The organism is Reyranella sp., assembly GCF_004297405.1.
Taxonomy (GTDB): Bacteria; Pseudomonadota; Alphaproteobacteria; order Reyranellales; family Reyranellaceae; genus Reyranella.
In genome coordinates this window covers 49,122-66,034 of the sequence record NZ_SCVC01000043.1, presented here as the reverse complement: position 1 = coordinate 66,034, position 16,913 = coordinate 49,122, and the positions used below count along the sequence as shown (strand labels likewise).

General features: G+C 65.5%; 17 protein-coding genes and 1 riboswitch. Of the genes, 15 read left to right on the top strand and 2 right to left on the bottom strand.

Annotated elements, in window-relative coordinates:
* Positions 1-27 precede the first annotated feature (27 nt).
* The 6 genes from EPO50_RS28095 to EPO50_RS28070 all read left to right on the top strand — a co-directional run bounded on the left by EPO50_RS28095 (position 28) and on the right by EPO50_RS28070 (position 6,494).
* Positions 28-936, top strand: coding sequence for a hypothetical protein (locus EPO50_RS28095; protein WP_296349806.1), 909 nt, complete (start codon positions 28-30; stop codon positions 934-936).
* A 19-nt stretch (positions 937-955) separates the two neighbouring features.
* Positions 956-1,157: riboswitch (cobalamin riboswitch) on the top strand.
* 80 nt (positions 1,158-1,237) lie between these two features.
* Entirely contained in the window at positions 1,238-3,142 is a 1,905-nt protein-coding gene (locus tag EPO50_RS28090) for a TonB-dependent siderophore receptor (protein WP_296349804.1), read from the top strand.
* Positions 3,143-3,172: 30 nt separating this feature from the next.
* Positions 3,173-3,940 carry a carbon-nitrogen hydrolase family protein gene (locus tag EPO50_RS28085; RefSeq protein WP_296349801.1) on the top strand — a complete coding sequence of 256 codons (768 nt, stop codon included), beginning with the start codon at positions 3,173-3,175 and terminating at the stop codon, positions 3,938-3,940.
* Positions 3,941-3,943: 3 nt separating this feature from the next.
* Positions 3,944-4,756, top strand: a complete 813-nt coding sequence (locus EPO50_RS28080; RefSeq protein ID WP_296349799.1) for an ABC transporter substrate-binding protein — start codon at positions 3,944-3,946, stop codon at positions 4,754-4,756.
* Positions 4,753-5,721 carry an iron ABC transporter permease gene (locus EPO50_RS28075; RefSeq protein WP_296349797.1) on the top strand — a complete coding sequence of 323 codons (969 nt, stop codon included), beginning with the start codon at positions 4,753-4,755 and terminating at the stop codon, positions 5,719-5,721. Before EPO50_RS28080 ends, EPO50_RS28075 begins: the two co-directional genes overlap by 4 nt.
* Positions 5,718-6,494: an ABC transporter ATP-binding protein gene (locus EPO50_RS28070; protein ID WP_296349796.1), complete on the top strand. Its 777-nt coding sequence runs from the start codon at positions 5,718-5,720 to the stop codon at positions 6,492-6,494. Before EPO50_RS28075 ends, EPO50_RS28070 begins: the two co-directional genes overlap by 4 nt.
* Before the next feature lie 80 nt (positions 6,495-6,574).
* Here the strand turns inward: EPO50_RS28070 and EPO50_RS28065 are convergent, their stop codons facing one another.
* A complete protein-coding gene (locus EPO50_RS28065) occupies positions 6,575-7,264 on the bottom strand; it encodes an XRE family transcriptional regulator (RefSeq protein WP_296349794.1) in 690 nt (229 codons plus the stop codon).
* Between the two features lie 346 nt (positions 7,265-7,610).
* Between EPO50_RS28065 and EPO50_RS28060 the strand changes: the two genes are divergently transcribed.
* Positions 7,611-7,946, top strand: coding sequence for a hypothetical protein (locus EPO50_RS28060; protein WP_296349793.1), 336 nt, complete (start codon positions 7,611-7,613; stop codon positions 7,944-7,946).
* Here the strand turns inward: EPO50_RS28060 and EPO50_RS31600 are convergent.
* Complete coding sequence (locus tag EPO50_RS31600) at positions 7,860-8,216, bottom strand: DUF4114 domain-containing protein (RefSeq protein WP_367268069.1); 357 nt, start codon at positions 8,214-8,216, stop codon at positions 7,860-7,862. The two genes, EPO50_RS28060 and EPO50_RS31600, sit on opposite strands and share 87 nt — an antisense overlap.
* A gap of 219 nt (positions 8,217-8,435) precedes the next feature.
* Between EPO50_RS31600 and EPO50_RS28055 the strand changes: the two genes are divergently transcribed.
* The 8 genes from EPO50_RS28055 to EPO50_RS28020 all read left to right on the top strand — a co-directional run bounded on the left by EPO50_RS28055 (position 8,436) and on the right by EPO50_RS28020 (position 16,912).
* Positions 8,436-9,497, top strand: a complete 1,062-nt coding sequence (locus EPO50_RS28055; RefSeq protein ID WP_296349791.1) for an ABC transporter substrate-binding protein — start codon at positions 8,436-8,438, stop codon at positions 9,495-9,497.
* A 9-nt stretch (positions 9,498-9,506) separates the two neighbouring features.
* A complete protein-coding gene (locus EPO50_RS28050) occupies positions 9,507-10,511 on the top strand; it encodes an ABC transporter permease (protein ID WP_296349789.1) in 1,005 nt (334 codons plus the stop codon).
* Positions 10,505-11,308 (top strand): ABC transporter ATP-binding protein, encoded by an 804-nt coding sequence (locus tag EPO50_RS28045; protein WP_296349787.1) that lies wholly within the window; start codon positions 10,505-10,507, stop codon positions 11,306-11,308. Before EPO50_RS28050 ends, EPO50_RS28045 begins: the two co-directional genes overlap by 7 nt.
* A gap of 28 nt (positions 11,309-11,336) precedes the next feature.
* A complete protein-coding gene (locus tag EPO50_RS28040) occupies positions 11,337-11,567 on the top strand; it encodes a hypothetical protein (protein ID WP_296349786.1) in 231 nt (76 codons plus the stop codon).
* Positions 11,568-11,765: 198 nt separating this feature from the next.
* Positions 11,766-12,713, top strand: coding sequence for a serine O-acetyltransferase EpsC (gene epsC, locus EPO50_RS28035; protein ID WP_296349784.1), 948 nt, complete (start codon positions 11,766-11,768; stop codon positions 12,711-12,713).
* Between the two features lie 98 nt (positions 12,714-12,811).
* Complete coding sequence (locus EPO50_RS28030) at positions 12,812-13,345, top strand: sigma-70 family RNA polymerase sigma factor (RefSeq protein WP_296349782.1); 534 nt, start codon at positions 12,812-12,814, stop codon at positions 13,343-13,345.
* Between the two features lie 42 nt (positions 13,346-13,387).
* The gene (locus tag EPO50_RS28025) at positions 13,388-14,335 is read left to right on the top strand and encodes a FecR domain-containing protein (RefSeq protein WP_296349780.1); all 948 of its coding nucleotides are present in this window, start codon (positions 13,388-13,390) and stop codon (positions 14,333-14,335) included.
* A gap of 123 nt (positions 14,336-14,458) precedes the next feature.
* Positions 14,459-16,912 (top strand): TonB-dependent receptor, encoded by a 2,454-nt coding sequence (locus EPO50_RS28020; protein ID WP_296349778.1) that lies wholly within the window; start codon positions 14,459-14,461, stop codon positions 16,910-16,912.
* The last annotated feature ends 1 nt before the right edge of the window (position 16,913 follow it).

Sequence of the window (16,913 nt, the reverse complement as noted above, 5' to 3'; positions counted from 1 at the left end):
CAATTCGAAGCCGCGAAGAGCCCTGCCATGCCGTATGACCTGCTCGCCGAACACATCAATAATCCAGACTCGAGCTGGATGGCCGGCCGTTTCGGTGCTGTCGCCGAATTCCATCGCGACAAGGAAGAGCCTGTTACGATCGTCACATCGCCCGCCATTGCGGCGGCGACGGATCGTGGAGCGATCCACATTGAACGGCTGCCGGGCCTACGCCCCGTCGCCTACGAGACCGTGAGCAAATGCATGACTTGGGGCCAGGGCGTGGCACTCTGTTTGCCCGACGCTATGGCGCGCATGAGTGGGCGCGCGATCGTGACGGAGCTTGGGCCTGATCGTGATGCTGTCCGCGAGCAGGATCGCGACGCCATCCTTTTCGACCTGGGCCTTGGCGGACGAAACACGGAAATCTGCGTGCGTTCGGCCGAGCCGGAAACAGTGGCACTGCTTCGCAGCATTTGCGGCCACCCGCTGTTCACACACGGCCATGCTTTCCTGCACCGCTTGCCCGAGCTTAGCCCGCATCGTGTCTTTCGCTGCCGGCTCGGACGCGTCGAGGTCTATCAGAAGGTGCCGCCAGCCGACGGCAAGTCACCGCCAGGTCCGCATACCCATGTGCGCGCCAAGCTGCTCGCGTTGCGCCGCAACCATGCCGCCACCGTTCCCGTGCCCGAGGGTTACTTTGCCGGCATGACGCTTTATCCGGCGCACCCGTTGCAGCGGGCCGGCGACGATCATGAGGGCGAACCGATCGGTTTCGACATGTCGCGCTACGAGGCGTTTCAGGCGCTGTTGGAGCGCTACGGCGATCCCGTTCTGTCGAGAGGCAAACAGGCGGTCCGCGAAGGCCAAGCCACTGAGCGCGATCTCGCGACGCGGACGGAGCGCATCGGCTTTCGCATCGGTCAGCGACAACGCCGCTGGCTGCCATCGTCTTGACGCAAAGACTCGATGTGCGTAACGATTGAGTATCGACGGTCCTCCTTAACCGGAGGTGAAAAGGGAACGCCGTGCAGTCCTTATGGGACCAATCGGCGGCTGTACCCGCAGCTGTAAGCGGCGAGCGACTGCCCGCACGTCACTGGACCTCGCGGTCTGGGAAGACAGGCAGAAGCAACGACCCGCAAGCCAGAAGACCTGCCGGCGATAGCGTCGCTCTTCCGATGGACGGGATGATCCATTGGGACGGTCAACCGAGCGGTGACGCGCCTTGTGCGTGTGCTGTCGGGGAGATCGTCAAATGACGCCGATTCGTCGAATCTTGTCTGTAGTGTTTCTTTCGTCGCTGGTTCCGCTTGCTGCGCGAGCGCAGACCGAAGCCGATGTCGTGCTGCCATCGCTGGTCGTGACGCCCGACCGCGTGCCGACCGAGGCTGGCAAGACCACCGGCACTGTCACGGTGATCACCAACGAGGAGATGCAGAACCGGCAACTCCGCACCGCGACCGACGTGCTGCGTACCGTGCCGGGCGTGTCGGTCCAGCAGTCGGGCGGGCCGGGCACGCAGACCTCGGTGTTCGTGCGCGGCTCCAACTCCAACCACGTGCTGGTGCTGATCGATGGCGTCAATGTCAGCGATCCGTCCACGCCCAATGGCGCCGTCGACTTCGCGCACTTCCTCACCGAGAACCTCGACCGCATCGAGGTGGTGCGCGGACCGATGAGCACGCTCTACGGCAGCCAGGCGATCGGCGGCGTCATCAACATGGTGACCAAGGCCGGCAAGGGCCCGCTCAATGTCGGCGCCTATACCGAGCTCGGCACGCGGCTGACCAGCAACAGCGGTGGCTACCTGCGCGGCAGTGTCGGCCGGTTCGACTACAATCTCACGGCCGCCTTTACCTATTCGCCCAACGACACGATTGTGCCGGCACGCTTCTGGCCGCAAAACGGCTTCGTCGATAACGATCCCTACCGCAACGTCACCTTGGCGGGCCGGCTGGGCTTCCAGATCGACGACAATACGCGGGTCAACTATTTCGGCCGCTTCATCGACACGCAGGTGAAGTACGACCAGGTCGGTCTGGAAGATCCGAATGCCGGTGGCTTCACGCAGCAGTTCTTCAATCGCCTGGAGTTCGACGGCAGCTATTTCGAGGGACGCTGGAAGCCGACCATCGGTATCAACTATTCGACCATCTATCGTCACGATCAGGATTTTCCGAGCTTCCAGAACCCGCTCCCCTTCACGCAGGACGCCTACTACAACGGCCGCCGTCTGGCAGCCGACTTCAAGAACCAGATCAACGTCACCGACAATGTGATGGTGCTGGCCGGCGTCGACTACGATCGCACCTGGGCCTACAGCAACGCCGACGGCGCGCAGGGCTGGGGCACCATGGCGCAGACCGGCCTCTATGGTCAGGTGAAGGCGACGCTGTTCGACGATCTCACCCTGTCGCTGGGCGGCCGCGTCGACCTCAATGACACGTTCGGCACCGTCTCGACCTGGCGCGCCGGCGCGACATACCTGTTCCGGCAGACCGATACCCGGCTCAAGGCATCCTACGGCACGGCCTTCAAGGCCCCGTCGCTGTTCGAGCTGTACGGCACGGGCTTCTTCTGCGGCGGCAACCGCAACATCCAGCCGGAATACAGCCGCGGCTGGGAAGCCGGCGTCGAGCAGAGCCTGTTCAACAAGAAGGTGAATGTCAGCGTCACGTACTTCTTCAACACCTTCAACAACCTCATCCAGTGCCCGCCGCCGTTCCTGGCGCTGCAGAACGTCGCCAACGCCCAAAGCCAGGGCTTCGAGTTCGTGCTCGACGCGGCGATCACCAACTGGCTCGACTTCCATTTCGACTACACCTACACGCTGGCGCGCAATGTCGACACCGACCAGCCGCTGGCGCGCCGACCTGTGAGCGTCTTCAACGTGCGCGCCGTGGCGCGCCCGTGGAGCAACGTGCGTCTGGGCGCTGGTGTCCTGCAGGTGAGCGAGCGCAACGACTTCAACGCCGTCACTGGCGCGCCGATGCAGCCCGCGCCCTATACGCTGGTGCGGCTCACGGCCGCTTACGATGTGCGGCCCAATATCGAACTGTTCGCCCGCGCCGAGAACGTGCTGAACCGTGTCTACGAGGAGCCGGAAGGCTTCCAGGCGCCGTACTTCCAGGCCTTCTTCGGTGTGAAGGCCAAGTTTTGAAGCCTGGAAGCATAGGGTAGTTTGTCGGCGATGGCTCCACAGACGATTGCCCTGCTGCACCTTGCGCCTGAACCCGGCGAGATCGAGCGCAACATGCACGCGCTCGACACAGCCGTGCGCGCGGCGGCACGGCAGGGCGCGGCGCTGGTCGTAACGCCGGAGTTGGCGGTGAGCGGCTACGGCTTCCGCGATCGCATCGGCACAGACTGGATCGAACGCGATCAGGCAGCGATGTTGCGACGCATCTCGGGGGTGGCACGCGAAGCCGGAATCTTCCTGGTGCTGGGCACGCCGCTCGCTGAGGGCGGATCGCTGTTCAACGGCATGGCCGTTTTTGCGCCCGATGGTCGGGAGATCGGCCGCCACCGCAAGATCAATGTGCTGAGGGTCGGCGCCGAATCCTGGTCGATGCCTGGCGACCGCGCGACGGTGCTGCCGCTGGAGGGATTGGGACGGCTCGGCCTCTTCGTCTGTGCCGATATGTATTCCGAACGGTTGGTGGCGGAGACGGCCGCCTTGGGCTGCGATCTGCTTGTCTCGTCGGCGGCCTGGGCGCCGGGCGAGCATGGGCCCAACGGCGAATGGGAGCGGGCGTCACTGGCGGCGGCGCGGCCGGTTCTCGTCTGCAATCGCACGGGGCTGGATGGTCTCGACTTCAGTCGCGCGCAGTCGGTCGCCGCAGTCGATGGCAGGTTAACCGCCGCACATGCCTCGGCCGAGCCGGCGACCGTGCTGGTCGACTGGACACCGGCGACGCGCGGCCTCGACAACTGGCGCGTCATGGCGGGCAGGGCATAGGCGATGCAGCGTCTCCTGCTCGTGCTCACCCTCATGTTCGCCGGTCTTCCGGCCGTGGCGCAGACGCCGCAACGCGTGGTCACCGTCAATCTCTGCCTCGACCAGATCGCCCTGCGTCTCGCGGCCCCCGGCCAGCTCGTGGGGGTGAGTTATCTTGCTCACGATCCGCGCATCTCGGTGCTGGTCGATCGAGCCAGAGAGGTCATGCCGGTTCGGGCCACGGTCGAGTCGATCCTGGCACTCCGTCCCGACCTCGTGATCATGGATGCGGCCAGCCACGCCAATATCAAGCGCCTGCTGCGCGGCGCCGGCGTGCCTATCCTCGAAGTGCCATGGGCTGCCTCGCTCGAAGAGGCCGAGGCGTTGATCACCCGAATCGCAGTAGCGCTGGGTCACGAAAATGAAGGACGGGTGCTGGCCGAGAAGATGCGGGCGGAACGGCTTGCTCTCACCTGGACAAAGCCGCCGATCGCGACGGCGGCGGTGCTACAGCCCAACAGCGGCACCACCGGGAAGGGCAGCCTGATGGACGAACTGCTGGGTCTCGCGGGCCTGCGCAATCTCGCGGCCGAGATCGGCCTGCCCGCCTATGGTCGCATGTCGCTGGAGACCGTGCTGGCAGGTCAGCCTGATCTCCTGGTGTTCGACACGGGCGCCAACATCAATCCCACACGCGCCACGGAGTTCGTCGATCATCATGCGCTCAAGGCGCTCGAAGGGCGGGCGAAGGTGGTGACAGTGCCGTTCAAGTACGCCGTCTGTGCCGGACCGGAGAACTTCGAAGTGTTGCGGCGGCTGGCGGGGGCGAGACCGTGAACAGGTCGTTGCTGCTGCCGCTCGTTGCGTTGGTCGCCGCGCTCTATGCGCTGTCGCTCGCCGTCGGCCCGGCCTGGTGGCCGTGGCGGCTCGGCAACGAGGTTGGCTGGGCGATCGTGTGGGAATTGCGAGTCCCGCGCGCGACCCTGGGCCTGCTGATCGGTGGCGCGTTGGGCCTGAGTGGCGCGATCCTCCAAGGTTGGCTGCGCAATCCGCTGGCCGAACCCGGCGTGATCGGCGTCTCTTCTTGTGCGGGCTTCGCCGCCGTCTGTGCCTTCTACTCGGGGCTCGCGGCGGCCTTCACACTGGCCCTGCCTCTGGCCGGCATCATCGGTGCGTCGGTCGCCGTGGCTCTGTTGATGAGCGCGGTGCGCTCGGGCACCGGTACGGTCTCGCTGTTGCTGATGGGTGTGGCGATCAACGCCATCGCTGCGGCCGCCATCGCGCTGGTCCTTGCACTGTCGCCCAATCCCTTCGCCTATCAGGAGATTTCGCTCTGGCTCGCCGGTTCGATCGTCGATCGCGATCTTTCCTATCTCGCCATCGCCACGCCATTCATTGTGGCGGGCGGCGCGATCGTTCTGGGCGCCGGCCGTTGGCTCGATGCGCTGTCGTTGGGCGAGGACACGGCGCGCAGCCTGGGCGCCGACACGAAGTCGCTGGGGCTGCGCCTGACCTTGGGCGTGGGCCTAATGGTGGGGGCGGCCACATCGGTCGCGGGCGTGATCGGCTTCGTGGGCCTGGTGGCGCCGCATCTCGTGCGCGCCAAGGTCGGTTATCGACCGGGAGCGACGCTCGTGCCGTCGATGCTGATGGGCGCCGCCCTCGTGCTGGCAGCCGACATCGCGGTGCGTCTGCTGCCCACGGCCTACGAACTGCAGCTCGGTGTCGTCACGTCGCTGGTCGGCGCGCCTTTCCTGGTGCGCGCCGTACGTAAGGCGCGAGCGGCATGGTTGGCGGCATGACGACACTCGCCGTCCGGCAATTGGTTTGTCGCCGCGAGGGCAAGGCGATCCTCGACCGGATCGATATCGCGTTTGCCGAAGGCCAGCTCACGGCGATCGTCGGGCCCAACGGTGCAGGCAAGACGACGCTTCTTCGCCATCTCGTCGGTCTCGAGGTGCCAGAGGCGGGCACGATCGAGCTGAACGGGCAGTCACTCGCGGCGCTGCCATCGGCGGTGCGTGCTGGGCGCATCGCCTACCTGCCGCAGGCTGCGTCCGTCTACTGGCCGCTCACCGGACACGATCTCGTGGCGCTGGGCCGCCTGCCGCATGGCGCTGACTTGAGCCGGCCATTGAAGGCCACCGACCAGGAAGCGGTGACCCGCGCCCTCGAACGGGTCGATGGCGTCGCCCTGGCCGATCGCGCCATCGACACGCTGAGCCAGGGCGAGCGCGCACGATTGATGCTGGCGCGCACGCTGGCCACTGAAGCCGCGATCCTGCTGGCCGACGAACCAGTGGCCAGCCTCGATCCCGCTTACGCGCTGCAGGCCATGGACGTGCTGCGTGCCGAGGCGGCGCGCGGTGTGACGGTGATTGTGGTGCTTCACGATCTCGGCCTCGCCGCTCGCTTCGCCCATCGCATCCTGGTGTTGGCCAACGCAGGTATTGCCGCCGATGGGCCGCCGGCCGAGGCGCTGGACGCCGGCGTGATCGACGTCGCCTACGGCGTTGGCTTCCGCCATGTCGAGGTCGACGGCGTGATGCAGCCGGTGGCATGGGAGCGGCGGTAGCGCGGGAACGAACCTTCAGCGGCCGCGTAATCCGCAGGCCGCTGGTCAATCCCGGATTGATAACTGGTCAATCCAAGGACCTACACGCCCATGAGTTCGTCCCAGTCGAGCACACGGAAAATGCGGAGGATGCGGCGGCGGTCGACCTCGAAATCCTTGGCAGGAGTGTACTGGCGCAGGCGGACGCGCGTCGGCGTGACGGCCAGCAGACGTTTCACCAGGGCGGGCCGCACATCATCGCCATTGTTCGGTTTGAGCTCGACCAGCACATAGTCCATGGCCCTGGGCGGGCGGGCGCCTTCCAGGTAGATGAGCTGGCCGGGCTCGCGCCACGGTGACACCGAATTGCCCTGGACGTAGGCCGCGAAGACGTCGGCGCGGCCGATCAGGCGCGGCGGGCGGCGCACATAGTCGACGATCTGGCCGTTCAGCTCGAAATCGGCCGGATTCTCGGCATCCCCTCCGGAAACCGTGCCCAGCACCGGCACGTCCTTCGGCATCTCCTGGCGCGCCGGCGGCCGTGGCACGCCGGGCGCTTCGCGGGCATTCGCCGGCGGCAAGGGGTCCTCGTCATGGAGGCCGATCGCCACCGCAGGATCGAGTTCCAGCACGCGCGTCAGCTCGGCCATCTTGCGCTGGTCGGGGATATTCTTGCCCGACTCCCACATGGCGACTGCCGCCTTCGAAATGCCGAAGCGTTCGCCCAGCTCGGCCTGTGTCATGCCCTTGGCCTGGCGGCTGGCTCTGATGGCATCGCCCAATATCGACATGTGGGCATTTTGACTTAACCGATGGTTAATCATTAGCCTATTGTTAATTGACTATTGGTCAATTGTCAATTAACATTGGGATATGTACTTCCCAAGACAAGACGATATCGGCCACTTCGCGTGGCTGCAGGAGCGCAAGGCGCGCATCGTTGCCGCCAACCCGCACTTTGCTTCAAAGATCCTGGGAGCATCGTTCCCGGATCCTGCTCTCGAGCCGCCCTTGCCCAGGCCCGTCCTGGCGGGGGAGGGCTATATCGGCGGCCGAAAGCGCAGGCGGTGCCGACGGCCTCGTCGAGACCGTCAGGCTCATCTGCCAGCTCCGCCACCCGCGCTTTACGCGCTGGCAATGCAAGTCGCTGCGGCCTGCGGTGTGACGTTGGCGTGCCTGCGTGGCCGCCACCGTCACGGTACGCTCACCCATGCTCGCGCCTGTGTCGCCGTGCTGGCACAGGAATTTCTGCCTGACGTGCCGGCACGTGCGGTCGACACGGTGCTGAACCGGTCCGTGCGCATGACCGAATGGTACCGCCAGGCCCACGCCAGACGGCTGTGTGATTTTCCCGACTATGCAGCGCTCTTCAGTCGTTGCCGCGCGCTACACCAGCCGGCCGTGACCACTGGCACTGGTGAAGTCGAGCTGCACGATCAGATCGTTGAAGTCCCGGTCGCCACCGCCGTGTAGGTCTTCCCAACCCCAGGTGTTGGCGCCGTAGTTCCAGAGATGGCCGACGCCCGCACCTTCGACCTGCTCGTTGGCTTGGGAGCGTAGTTGCCGTAGCCTGGGCCATCGACCGCGGTGCCACCTTGCTGTGTGGCATACATCCGGGCCGTCGCGTGCTGTCCATGATCGCCCGCGTGCGGTCGCAGTCCCCTCTGGCGCGTCACGTGTGGCGATTGTTCGCCGAAGGGTGAGACCGACGGCATTGCGCAGAAGGAAACCGCCATCGTTCATCGCGACGATTGGAGCACAGGCTTTCTTCGCTCCGCACATCTTTGGTTTTCCAGATTATTTACGCCGCGAGCCTCTCGCCCGATCTTAGAGGCCATGAGCAACCTGCTCCCCACGACGATCTGTTGTCGTTGCTGTTGCGGCTGAAAGCCGCCGCGCTGCGTCGTCCCTGACGCACATCTTCACGTTTCCTTCCGATCCTGCGTGTCCCTGGAGTAACCCATGTTCCGTCTGCCCACCCGGCGTACGTTCCTTCGCGCTGCTGCCGTCACCGGCACCCTTCTGCCGGCAGGTGTCGTCGCACAACGCGGTCTCGGCGGCGGTCTGCCAACCGATCTGCTCGATCCTGCAATCTGCCGCGCCTCGTTCGGTGAGCCAGTCGTGCTGCCTGAGAAGCGTGCATTGAAGCTCACCTGGAATGCCACGGCGATCTGCACCGTGGGTGTCGCAGTTGCGCAGGAGAAGGGTTACTTCCAGCGTCATAATCTCGAAGTCGAGCTCATCAACTTCGGTGGTTCGACCGACCAGCTCCTCGAAGCCATCGCGACGGCCAAGGCCGATGCTGGTGTGGGCATGGCGCTGCGCTGGCTGAAGCCGTTGGAGGGCGGCTTCGACGTCAAGATTGCTGCCGGCATTCACGGTGGCTGCATGCGCCTGTTCGCAACGCCTGCCAGCGGCATCACCAAGATTGCAGATCTGAAAGGCAAGGCGATCGGCGTCACCGATCTCGCCGCGCCTGATCGCAACTTCTTCTCGATCATGCTGCATCAGGCCGGCGTCGATCCCAACAAGGAGGTCGAGTGGAAGGTGTTCCCCGGCGACATCCTTCCCGTGGCGCTGAAGAAGGGCGAAGTCCAGGCCTTCTGCCAGGGCGATCCATTGGGTTGGCTGGCGCGCGAGCGCGATGGGCTCACCGAGGTCGCCAACAATTTGAGCGGCGAGTTCGCCCATCGCACCTGCTGCGTGCTGGGCGTGCGCGGCACCCTGATCCGTCAGGAGAAGCCGGTCGCGGCCGCGTTGGTGCAGTCCCTGCTCGAGGCGCAGGAGTGGGTGGCGGTCAATCCCGACGCGGCCGCGGAAATCTTTGCGCCGCATGCCAAGGCGCCGGTCGACAAGCTCGCCGCCATGCTGAAGAGCCACACACATCACCACACTCCGCTTGCGGCGGATCTGCGCAGCCAGATCGCGGCCTATGGTGAGGAGTTGAAGCAGGTCGCCGTGTTCAAGCAGAGCACCGACATCCAGAAGTACGCCGCGCGGGTGACCGCCGACGTCCTGTCCTGAGGGCGCACCATGACGTCTATCGCTGAAGCAAGTCCGCGCCGACTCCGGGTGTCCGCGCTCGACGAACCTTTGCCGCGTCCCGCGTTGCTGCTTGCAGTCGCGGGCCTCGCCTGGCTGGGGGCGGGCGCGCTCGTCCTTTCCTGGCCTGACGTGCAGGAGCTGGAGCGCACTCGTCTGCTGGGTGCGTTGGCACTCGCCTTCGGTACCTTGCAGCTCGCGGTCTATGCTGGCGGCTGGCTGTTTGCATGGCTGGCGCGGCTCGGCCGTTTCGCCCCCTGGCTGATCGTGCTGGCGATATGGCTGACAGCCTGGGAGATCGTGACGGCCAAGCTCGATCTTCTGCCGCTGCCGTTCTTTCCGTCACCGCAGGCCTTCGTCGAGGTCTACACCGACGACTGGCGGCGGCTGGGCGAATCGCTGCTGGCATCGCTGCTGCTCCTGTTCCGCGGCTTCGCCATCGGTGCGGCGGTAGGTTTCGTAGCGGGCGTCGCCTTGGGGTGGTCGAAGCGCGCGGGTTACTGGATCCACCCGCTGATGCGCCTGGTCGGGCCGTTGCCTGCCACAGCCTGGCTTCCACTCGCCTTCTTCATCTTCCCGACGAGTGCGGCCGCCAGCACGTTCCTGATCGCCCTGGCGACAGCGTTCCCGCTCACCGTTCTCACCTGGTCTGGGGTGGCGGGTGTGCAGAGCGCCTACTACGACGTGGCGCGCACGCTCGGCGCCAACAGCCGCTTCCTGGTGCTGAGGGTCGCGATCCCGGCGGCATTGCCGCACGTCTTCGTCGGCCTGTTCATGGGGCTGGGCTCGTCCTTCGCCGTGCTGGTGGTGGCCGAGATGCTCGGCGTGAAATCGGGGCTCGGTTGGTATCTGCAATGGGCGCAGGGCTGGGCAGCTTACGCCAATATGTACGGCGCGCTGTTGGTGATGGCGCTGATGTGCTCGGCGCTGATCACGCTTCTCTTCCGTGTGCGCGATCGCCTGCTCGCTTGGCAAAAGGGACTCGTCCAATGGTAACGCTTGCTGAACGCTCAATCGTCGCGACTGCACCGCCGATCGTCGGTGCCCGGCTCGATGTCCGCGAAGTCGATCACGGCTTCGTCCTCAACGGCGAGGATCTGCCTGTGCTGGAGGATGTTTCCTTCGGCGTCGCGCCGGGCGAGTTCGTGGCGCTGCTCGGCCCCAGCGGATGCGGCAAGTCCACTCTGCTGCGGCTGGTGGCAGGCCTTGATCAGCCGCGTCACGGTCACCTCGTCGTCGATGGCGAGGAGGTGACGGAGCCCGATCCGTCGCGCGTCGTGGTCTTCCAGGATCCGACGCTCTATCCCTGGCGGACGGTGTGGCGCAACGCGTCGCTGGGGCTGGAGGCGCGCGGCCTCCTGAAGCAACAACGCAGCAGGGTCGACGAGGCACTGGCGTTGGTCGGGCTCGATCGCTTCGCTCATGTCTATCCGCACCAGCTCTCCGGCGGCATGGCGCAACGCGCGTCACTGGCGCGGGCGCTGGTCAACGATCCCAAGCTGCTGATCCTCGACGAACCATTGGGCAAGCTCGACAGCCTGACGCGGCTTGCCATGCAGAGCGAGCTGACACGGCTGTGGCAGACGCGCGGCTTCACGGTGCTGATGGTGACGCACGACGTGGAAGAGGCATTGCTTCTTTCCAACCGAGTCATCGTGTTCAGCGACCGGCCGGCGCGGCTGCGCGCCGATCTCGTGGTGGACCTGCCGTATCCGCGCCACCGCGATCATCCCGAGTTGCTGCGTTTGCGTCGCGAGATCTTGGGCCTGCTGGGCCTGGGCGGCGACTGGTGATTCCTCACTGACCTGTGGAGGCCGTGCCATGATTGCGAGACCGACCGTCGACCAGCTCGCCGTCCGCGTCTGCCATGCCGTGCGCGATGTGCGCGGCGAGCATCAGGCCTGGATCGCACTCGATCGCGTGCAGGACCATCTCGACGGGGAAAGCACGATGGCAATCGACGCCGCGGTTGCGTTCGCCGCGGCGAAGGGCTGGCTAGCGCTGGGCGGTGCGCCGGCGCACAGCGTGCTGCTGACGCCGGTGGCACCTTAGAAACCTAGGACATTTTCTAGGGCTGCCTCGGCGACAACGACCTGATTGATCTCTCTCGTGTGTTGTTGCGGTGTGGAATTTTCCCGCGCCTTATCGTGCGGAGAAGTTTCTGCTCATTCCCCCGCAACCAATGTCGCGGCCTGGGTTGATTCATCGGGTACCGCGTGCGACGCGGCGGGTCGATTGCGAGAGGGAACAATGGCCGGTGATGCTCTGAGTGCCGATGCGGATCTCGACATCGGCGCCGTCGTGGCGGGGCTGAGAGAGTCGCGCGACGTCCTGCACAATGTGCGTTATCGCGGACCCGTGCGGCCGCCGCCGTCGCGTGCGGCGATCGAGGAGATGCTGGGCCAGTTCGCACGCGCTCTGTTTCCCGCCCACTATGGCCAGCTCGAACGCCGCGATCCGGCAATGCCGCCGACGCCGGAGATGATCGATGACTATGTCGGCACGGTGCTGGAGCAAGCGCTGGCGGCGCTGCACGACCACCTGCGCCGCACCTTGCCTTTCACGGATGCCGAGCCGCGACCGCAGGCGGATATCGATCGCCGCGCGCGCTCGATCGTTCGCCACTTCGCCGAGGGCCTTCCCGTCATCCGTGGCCTGTTGGTCAGCGATCTGCGGGCGGCTTATGCCGGTGATCCCGCAGCGACCGGCTATCCGGAGATCCTGCTGGTCTATCCAGGCATGACCGCGGTGATGCACTACCGCTTGGCCCATGCGCTGAACAGGCTGGGTGCGCGTTTCCTGGCGCGGCAGATTTCCGAGATCGCCCATTCGCTGACAGGGATCGATATCCATCCCGGTGCGGAGATCGCCGGCAGCTTCTTCATCGACCATGGCACCGGCGTCGTGATCGGCGAGACGGCCGTGATCGGCGAGCGTGTGCGGCTTTATCAAGCCGTGACCTTGGGCGCGCGCAGCTTTCCCGCCGACGAGACGGGTTCTCTGATCAAGGGCCGGTTGCGCCACCCGATCGTCGAAGACGATGTCGTGATCTATGCCGGCGCTACCATCCTGGGCCGCATCACCATCGGCCGTGGTTCGACGATCGGTGGCAGTGTCTGGTTGACCCAGAGCGTGCCGCCGCAAAGCCAGATCACCCAGGCCCAGACCCGAGAAGAACGTTACGATCGGCAAGGCTGAGCGCCGGCCAGCCATCGTCTTGCCTGCTCCTCCCGACTTGCCTATAAGTTCAATTGCGAATCATTCGCATCTTGTGCCAGCTAGGCACGTGCAGAAGCGTGAGCAGGGTGGTCTACGACCGAAGCGTTCTGGCTCTCTACCTGGCCCATCGCGGCGAGCTGGTGAATTACGCCAGCGCCATCGTCGGCGATCGGGCACGGGCTGAGGATGTCGTGCAGGAGGCGTGGCTGCGCCTCGGCGCGGCGAGCGCTGCGCATCCTCTCGACGAGCCGGTCGGCTTTCTCTACCGCATCGTGCGCAATCTCGCGGTCGATGGCCGCCGCCGCCTGACGCGCGAACGCGCGGTCGTCGTTGGCAGCGAGCCCACGGCTCCCGAATTCGACACGCGGGCCGACGACTATCCTTCGCCGGAATCGGAAACGGCGTCGCGGCAGGAGCTGCGCCTCCTGAACGAAGCGCTGGCCGAGCTGCCGGAACGCACGCGCCGCGCCGTGGAGATGCACCGCTTCGGTGGTTTCAAGCTGCGCGAGATCGCAGCCGAGCTGGGCATTTCCATCACCGTCGCCCACGAGATCGTGGCCCAGGGCATCGCCCATTGCCGCCGTCGCGTGCGGCCCGCCGCCACCCCGTGAGCTGGCGAGCGAAATTTCTCCCAGCCCGAGCGTCTACTGGATATGAAGCCGCCGCCTGAGGAAGAAGATCGCGCCACGCTCGAGGCGGCCCGCTGGCTCGTCGCGTTGGAGGAGGAGCCCGAGGACGCCGGCCTGCGTGCGCGTATCGACGCCTGGCGCGCCGCCAGCCCGACCAACGAGTCGGCCTGGGTGAATACCTCGGACATCTACGGCGTGATGGCGACCGCGGCGCCGGTGCGACAGGCACCCGTGGTGCGCCCGTCTTTTGGCCGACGCCGAGCCTATGCCGGTGCAGTTGGTCTGGCATTGGCGGCCTGTCTTGCCTTCGCTTTTGGTCCCGACGTTCTGGTGCGCCTGCAAGCCGATCAGGTGACGTCGACCGCCGAGGTGCGCTCGCTCGGCCTCGACGATGGCAGCATGGTGCGGCTTGGCCCCGGCAGCGCGATCGAGGTCGCTTATGCCGGAGACAGTCGTCGCGTCCGCCTGCTCAAGGGCGAAGCCTTCTTCGAAGTGACGGCCGATCCGCGGCGTCCATTCAGTGTCGTGGCGCGCGATGTCGAAACGACGGTGCTCGGCACGTCGTTCAATGTGCGCTTCGTCGGCGCGAGTGCCGAAGTCGCGGTGAGGACCGGCCTGGTGCGCGTCGACAATGCCGCGTCGCGTCCGTCGGTCGCACTGCGGCTGGAGCCGGGCGACTGGGCGCAGGTCGGATGGAGCGGCAAGGTCGAGCGCGGTGCCATCCCGCCCGAGGAAGTGGCGCCATGGCTGCATGGTCAGATCGTGGCGCGCGATCGGCCGATGGCCGACGTGGTCGACGAACTGCGCCGCTACACGTCGGGCGCCATCGTCATCGCCGACAGCGCGTTGCGCGGCCGCCGCGTAACCGGCGTCTACAACCTGTCCGATCCTGTCGCGGCGCTGCGCGCCATCGTCGGTGTGCATGGCGGCTCGGTGAGGCAGGTCTCGCCCTGGCTGCTCGTGGCTTTCTGAAAAATCTTCGAGCGGCCCGAAAAAACCAAAAGCCCGGTCGTTGTTTGGGCGAAGGCACGATGTTGAGACGCATTCCGATGACGTCACGTCCTGTCCCGATGAGAGCAGGGGTGGAGTGTGACGATGTGGGGAGTTGGCGGGCCGGCACGTGCGCGCGGCGTTCTTTGTGGCGTGCTGACGATGACGGCGTTCGCTCTTCCGGATCGCGCGGCGGCGCAGGATGATGCGCCGTCGCCACAGATTGCGCAGCAACGTCAGATCGCCTTCACCATTCCGGCGCAGGCGCTGACCGATGCGCTGGCCTCGTTCGGCCGGCAGTCCGGCATGCAGGTCTCCGTCGACGGTGACGTGGCGCGCGGCGTCTCTTCGCCCGGTGTCAGCGGTACGATGACGGCAGAGCAGGCGTTGGCGCGTCTGCTGGCTGGCACCGGCATCACCTTTCGCAAGACGGGCAGTAACACGGCGCTGTTGCAACGCCTGTCGACCGCGCCAGGAGCGCTGCAGCTCGATCCCGTACAGGTCCAGGGTGCTCACGTCCCGCAGCAGGCGATGATCGACAATATCCCGCCCCCTTATGCAGGCGGCCAGGTGGCGACGGGCGGCCAGCTCGGCCTGCTCGGCAATCGCGACGTGATGGATACGCCGTTTAACCAGACGAACTTCACGGCGAAGAAGGTGCAGGACCAGCAGGCCAAGACCATCCGCGAAGTGATGGTCGACAATCCCTCGGTGCGCACCTGGGCGCCCGATGGCGGCGTCGGGCCGGATCAGATCACCATCCGCGGCTTCAATGTGCTCGCCATGTCGACGTCTTATGGCGGCCTGTACGGCATGCTGCCGGTCAATTCGCTGATGCCGGAGTTGGCGGAGCGTATCGAGGTGCTGAACGGGCCGAGTGCCATGCTGAACGGCATGCCGCCGGGCAACAGCATCGGCGGCACCGTCAATGTCGTGCCCAAGCGTGCGCCAGACCAGGATCTGACACAGATCACGGCCAACTACGCATCAGGCACGCAGTTCGGCGGCCATGCCGACATTGCGCGCCGCTTCGGCGACGACAAGCAGTTCGGCGTCCGCTTCAACGGTGTCTTCCGTGGTGGCGAGACGGCCGTCCAGAACAATACCGACCAGCGCGCACTCGCCGTTCTCGGTCTCGACTTTCGCGGCGAGCGCGTGCGGCTCTCGGCCGATCTCGGCTACCAGAACCAATACATCACCGGCCTTGTCCCCTACCTCGGCGTGGCACCCAACGTCCCGCTACCCTGGGCACCGAATGTCCGCACCAACCAGGGCCAGTCGTGGAGCAACACCCTGCGCAAGGACCTCTTTGGCGTCGTTCGCGGTGAGTTCGACATCACGGAGAAGATCACCGCCTATGCCACCTTCGGGGCGCATGACAATCGCACGACCTACCTTGCGCCGGCGAGCGTGGTCATCAACAACTTCAATGGCAGCGCGACGACCACGCCGACGGCCTTCAGCCAGTATTATACCTTCCTGAGCGCCGAGGCCGGTGTCCGTGCGCTCGCCGATACTGGTCCGATTGGCCACGAGATCGCGGTCACGGCGACAACGCTCGACCAGACGTTCGGCACCGGTGCGGTCCTAGGTACGCCGTTCGCCACGAACATCTACAATCCCAATAGCGTGGCGCCGGTCTACGTGCCGATGCCAGCCGCCAACAAGACGGGCGTTACGACGCTGTCGAGCCTGGCCTTCGCCGATACCTTGTCGGCGGCCAACAAGCGTATCCAGCTCACAGTCGGCGCCCGCCTGCAGCAGGTGAAGTCGGCCAACTTCAATGTCACCACCGGCGCACAAACCACGAGCTACGACCAGAGTGCTCTCAGCCCCTCGGTGGCGCTGATCTTCAAGCCTTGGGAAAACGTCACGGTCTACGGCAACTTCATTCAGGGCCTGCAGCCGGGCACCGTCGTCGGCTCGACGTTCGCCAATGCCGGCGATGTCTTTCCGCCCTACAAGTCGACGCAGTTCGAGGCCGGCGTGAAGGTCGATTGGGGCCGCTTCACCACGACGGCGAGCCTCTTCCAGATCACCCAACCTAGCACCATCACCGACGTGGCGACCAACACGCTCACGCTGAATGGCGAGCGGCGCAATCAAGGCCTCGAGATCAACGTGTTCGGCGAGCCGATCGAGGGTGTCCGGCTGCTGGGCGGCGTGATGTTCCTGAATGCGCTGCTGATGAAGACGCAGGGCGGTGCGACGGATGGCTGGACAGCGCCGTTTGCGCCCAACTTTACCCTCAACCTCAGCGGTGAATGGGATCTGCCGATGGTGCGTGGACTGACGTTGAGCGGCCGCGTCGTCTACACCGGTTCGCAGTATATCGACACTACCCTGCCGCGGCGCAGCCTGCCGGACTGGACACGCTTCGACCTCGGCGTCCGTTACACGTTCGACAATGTGCAGAGCCCGACCGGCAAGCCGATCGCATTGCGCTTCAACGTCGATAATGTTCTCGACGCCAACTACTGGTCCGGCGGCGACAACGTCAACACCATGAATCTGGGTGCGCCGCGGACGTTCCGTCTTTCCCTCACGACGGACTTCTGAT

What these genes read in the sequence shown, in the direction of transcription:
- EPO50_RS28020 (WP_296349778.1), top strand. Translation starts at nt 14,459, where the DNA reads ATGTGGGGAGTTGGCGGGCCGGCACGTGCGCGCGGCGTTCTTTGTGGC.
- EPO50_RS28095 (WP_296349806.1), top strand. Translation starts at nt 28, where the DNA reads ATGCCGTATGACCTGCTCGCCGAACACATCAATAATCCAGACTCGAGC.
- epsC (WP_296349784.1), top strand. Translation starts at nt 11,766, where the DNA reads ATGGCCGGTGATGCTCTGAGTGCCGATGCGGATCTCGACATCGGCGCC.
- EPO50_RS31600 (WP_367268069.1), bottom strand. Translation starts at nt 8,216, where the DNA reads ATGAACGATGGCGGTTTCCTTCTGCGCAATGCCGTCGGTCTCACCCTT.
- EPO50_RS28040 (WP_296349786.1), top strand. Translation starts at nt 11,337, where the DNA reads ATGATTGCGAGACCGACCGTCGACCAGCTCGCCGTCCGCGTCTGCCAT.
- EPO50_RS28085 (WP_296349801.1), top strand. Translation starts at nt 3,173, where the DNA reads ATGGCTCCACAGACGATTGCCCTGCTGCACCTTGCGCCTGAACCCGGC.
- EPO50_RS28025 (WP_296349780.1), top strand. Translation starts at nt 13,388, where the DNA reads ATGAAGCCGCCGCCTGAGGAAGAAGATCGCGCCACGCTCGAGGCGGCC.
- EPO50_RS28055 (WP_296349791.1), top strand. Translation starts at nt 8,436, where the DNA reads ATGTTCCGTCTGCCCACCCGGCGTACGTTCCTTCGCGCTGCTGCCGTC.
- EPO50_RS28060 (WP_296349793.1), top strand. Translation starts at nt 7,611, where the DNA reads ATGCAAGTCGCTGCGGCCTGCGGTGTGACGTTGGCGTGCCTGCGTGGC.
- EPO50_RS28080 (WP_296349799.1), top strand. Translation starts at nt 3,944, where the DNA reads ATGCAGCGTCTCCTGCTCGTGCTCACCCTCATGTTCGCCGGTCTTCCG.
- EPO50_RS28090 (WP_296349804.1), top strand. Translation starts at nt 1,238, where the DNA reads ATGACGCCGATTCGTCGAATCTTGTCTGTAGTGTTTCTTTCGTCGCTG.
- EPO50_RS28050 (WP_296349789.1), top strand. Translation starts at nt 9,507, where the DNA reads ATGACGTCTATCGCTGAAGCAAGTCCGCGCCGACTCCGGGTGTCCGCG.
- EPO50_RS28070 (WP_296349796.1), top strand. Translation starts at nt 5,718, where the DNA reads ATGACGACACTCGCCGTCCGGCAATTGGTTTGTCGCCGCGAGGGCAAG.
- EPO50_RS28045 (WP_296349787.1), top strand. Translation starts at nt 10,505, where the DNA reads ATGGTAACGCTTGCTGAACGCTCAATCGTCGCGACTGCACCGCCGATC.
- EPO50_RS28065 (WP_296349794.1), bottom strand. Translation starts at nt 7,264, where the DNA reads ATGTCGATATTGGGCGATGCCATCAGAGCCAGCCGCCAGGCCAAGGGC.